3 protein-coding genes and 2 pseudogenes are annotated in these 3,606 nt (G+C 37.7%); 4 read left to right on the top strand and 1 reads right to left on the bottom strand.

Translation table 11 applies throughout. The features are described from left to right. Positions 1-236 (bottom strand): helix-turn-helix domain-containing protein (locus tag FTT74_RS13755; protein ID WP_179989179.1); only part of this gene is annotated, 236 nt, incomplete at its 3' end. A 156-nt stretch (positions 237-392) separates the two neighbouring features. Between FTT74_RS13755 and FTT74_RS13750 the strand changes: the two genes are divergently transcribed. The 4 genes and pseudogenes from FTT74_RS13750 to FTT74_RS13735 all read left to right on the top strand — a co-directional run bounded on the left by FTT74_RS13750 (position 393) and on the right by FTT74_RS13735 (position 3,185). Beyond that, a complete protein-coding gene (locus FTT74_RS13750) occupies positions 393-692 on the top strand; it encodes a hypothetical protein (protein WP_179989178.1) in 300 nt (99 codons plus the stop codon). Positions 693-901: 209 nt separating this feature from the next. Beyond that, positions 902-1,922: pseudogene (gene istA / locus FTT74_RS13745) on the top strand (IS21 family transposase). A gap of 13 nt (positions 1,923-1,935) precedes the next feature. After that, positions 1,936-2,340, top strand: a pseudogene (locus FTT74_RS13740) (HlyD family efflux transporter periplasmic adaptor subunit); the annotation flags it as partial. Positions 2,341-2,513: 173 nt separating this feature from the next. Then, the gene (locus FTT74_RS13735) at positions 2,514-3,185 is read left to right on the top strand and encodes a DUF4145 domain-containing protein (RefSeq protein ID WP_179989177.1); all 672 of its coding nucleotides are present in this window, start codon (positions 2,514-2,516) and stop codon (positions 3,183-3,185) included. The last annotated feature ends 421 nt before the right edge of the window (positions 3,186-3,606 follow it).

The following is a 3,606-nucleotide window of genomic DNA, read 5'->3' as shown; positions in this document are numbered from 1 at the left end:
ATGGAAAGGCACTTTGCTTTTAACAAGTCATCATGGCGACGATGGCCAGGTTGACCACGACTGGCATGAGCCAGACCTGAAACACCATCTTGATTGAGCTTCTGCAATAACCGGGTAATTTGACGGGTGGAAAGATTCAGGATTTCAGCAGCACGGACTTGGGTAATACGATGATCTCGAACGTCTTGCAGAACCGCAAGACGTTGAATTTCTTTGTCAGACATAGTGATCAGCATCTATATTTCATATCCAGTCCATGATGGTTAAATCATCATAAACTAGACATTTTTATTGGTGAGAATACAGACACTTTAAATGGGTTCTAACATTTCGATTTCGTATAAGGTGTATTATGTTAATTTTAGGGGAACTTAATTCTATAGGTGATACCAATGGACAAAAAGATAGAAGATAAAACTAAAGATATTAATGAAAAAATTCAAAAATTGGATTTAGCTATCCAAGAACTAATAGAAACTACAGACAATTTTTTTATTAATGATAAGTACTATGGAATTGAATGCGCTTTTATTTTAGACCATGCACTAAATATTAAAATGCACTTTTTCAACAAGTATCCAGCATTTGCACCACCTCACTTACGAGGAGTAGAAAATTATGATCGAATTATACATATTAGAGAAAATAATCCTGAAGATAAGCTAGAACAAATTTCTCCTCTTAAAGACTAAATTTTCTAATCTCGTACTTAGAATCCCCTACCATTTAACATAATGGTGGTTATACGAAATTTCAAAAAAATACAGTAAAAATGGGAGCTTAAGGCCACTGCTGTCCCATAAATATAACAAGTGTTAGCAGCAGTGTAAAAATAACCCTCTAACGGCATTTTAAAACTGACCCCCTTGGTTAATATAGCGGTCTTTTTGGACTGCTCAACATGTTAACTTTGGAGCAAGCAGTGACCATCCAAATTCTTCATCAACAAGGTAAATCCATTAAAGCCATTAGTCGTGAACTTGGGGTATCCAGGAATACCGTACGTAAATATTTACGGCAAAACACCACACCTCAGTATCGGCGTACACAACCTAGAATAAGTATTCTTGATCCATATAAACCCTATTTGCTTGAACGTGTAAATGCAGCTCATCCTGAATGGATTCCTGCCGTTGTGCTCTATAAGCAGATTTTAGGGTTTGGATATCCAGGAAAGATCAGGATATTGAGGGAATATCTTGCAACATTAAAACCCGTTGCCAAATCAGAACCCGTCATTCGTTTTGAAACCCAACCTGGTCAACAAATGCAGGTTGATTTCACCACGATTCGACGTCACCATACGACTTTGAAAGCCTTTGTGGCCACATTAGGTTATTCCAGAGCAACCTTCGTGAAATTTTATGATCATGAACGGACGGATGCATGGATCGATGGTCTGGAAAATGCATTTCAGTTCTTTGGGGGCGTACCTCAGGAAATCCTGTTTGATAACGCTAAAACGATCATGATTGAACGGGATGCCTATCAGGAGGGGCAGCACAAATGGAACCCCAAACTGCTCGATTGTGCCAAGAAATATGGCTTTCGCCTCCCGCGTATGTAAACCCTACCGCGCACAGACCAAAGGCAAAGTTGAACGCTTTAATGGATATCTCAAATCAAGCTTTATTGTGCAATTGAAAGCAAGCCTTAAGACTTCAGGCTTATTGTTGGATGTTGATGTTGCTAATGCCCACATTGGTCGGTGGTTGCATGAAACCGCCAATCAGCGGATTCATGCAACCACGCAAGAAAAACCAGCTGTTCGACTGCAGCAAGAGCAGCAAAGATTCGCGCCATTACCGCAATCAAATACGGTTTCCAGCATTGTGCCTGTTACAGCGGCACCGCATGTGATGCCCTACGAGAGTTTGCAGCATCCATTATCAGTATATGACCAGTTGCTGGGAGTTTCCTGATGAATCTGCAATTGGCGGAGTGATTTCTCAAAATGGCAAGTTGATGACAATTGTTCCGCTGGATGAACAACTTTTGGTTGAGGCACGTATTTCACCGCGAGATATTGCTTTTATTCATCCTGGGCAAGATGCACTGGTGAAGATCACCGCGTATGATTATTCTATTTATGGTGGGTTGAAAGGAAAAGTTTCTATTATTTCTCCAGACACCTTGAGAGATGAAGTTAAGCAAGATCAATTTTATTATCGAGTGTATATTCGAACGGATTCAGGAAAATTGATGAATAAAGCAGGCAAACAATTCAGTATTACTCCTGGCATGGTTGCAACAGTCGATATTAAAACAGGGGAGAAAACGATCTTAGATTATCTAATAAAACCATTTAATAAAGCGCAAGAGGCTTTAAGAGAAAGGTAAGCGTCCGCTGAACCCCACACTCTTTGAGTGGAACGTTCTTTAAAAAAACGTTCCACTTTATTGAATATTTATCAATACCGCATAGCTCGATGCAGGGTGCTATCTTCAGATATCTTATTTAACATAAAATGAAGTTATGCGACTTCAGAATGACCTAATACTTGAGAATAAATATGACCCAAAAAATACTAGATCGATTTTCTTCACTAATAGAAGAAGGTGATTCAATCTATCAAAAATGTGAAGCCGCTGGATCTGGTTATAATCCTGAATTACAATCAGCTTTTATCGAATGGCAAATGAAATCTAAAAATATATTAAGCATTACTTGTGGTGAAAAGTCACATTATTTGTCTCAGTTTGATAAAAATCTTAAAGCAGGAATGGGGGATACAAGAAAAGCAATATTAAATCGCGTGATTCCAATTTTAAGAGCGGCAGAAGATGATTTAAAAAATGGTTTTCTAATCACAATCAAAAAACTAATTCAGTCAGAGGTTTTTGATAGTGAGTTGGATCAAGCACAGCATTTCCTTGATTCAGGTTATAAAGTAGCTTCTGCTGTCACTGCTGGTGTAGTTTTAGAAACAGCAATTAAAGAATTAGCTAAAAATAACGGAATTGATATTTGCCAAGAAGGTACTACTAAACCTAAAAAACTTGATGCTCTTAATTCTGAATTAAAAAATGCTAATATCTATAGTGCTCTTCAACATAAGCAAGTTTTAACTTTGGCACATATAAGAAATAAAGCTGCTCATGGGGAGATTGAGGAATTTAATGATAACGATGTACAGAATATGATCCGAGATGTTGAAAGATTCTTACTTGAATATGCTTCTTAATACAACAAAAAAAGAGTCCACGTTATCTAATGGTGGACTCTAGTTCCAAATTTGAGACTAATAGAGTATCTATTTTCCAGATATTGAAATCATAGCCACGCAGACTTGCGTAGGTTTGACTGATACGCAAGTCGAGTAGCGGTCTGATTTCCGCATAACTTATGTTATGTTACTTGGGATACACTTGACGGTAAGATAATTTATTATTGCAACCGTCAAGTGCAGCACCAACGATATTATTGTAGGGTGCTGTGTTTAGATATCCTATTTAACATAATCAATATTATACGAAATACAGATGTAACTCCAAAATAGAAATGTCCGGTTTCTCCAAAGTAAAAATGTCCGCTTTTAGAATATGCACTTTTGCAATTTCGTTAGCGGACGGTTTGATATGTTGGTGTCTATGTCGGATAAAGAA

The organism is Acinetobacter sp. YH01007 (assembly GCF_013420425.1).
GTDB classification, from domain to species: Bacteria; Pseudomonadota; Gammaproteobacteria; order Pseudomonadales; family Moraxellaceae; genus Acinetobacter; species Acinetobacter towneri.
The sequence above is the reverse complement of the archived record's forward strand: the minus strand, read 5'-3'. Positions and strand labels throughout refer to the sequence as shown.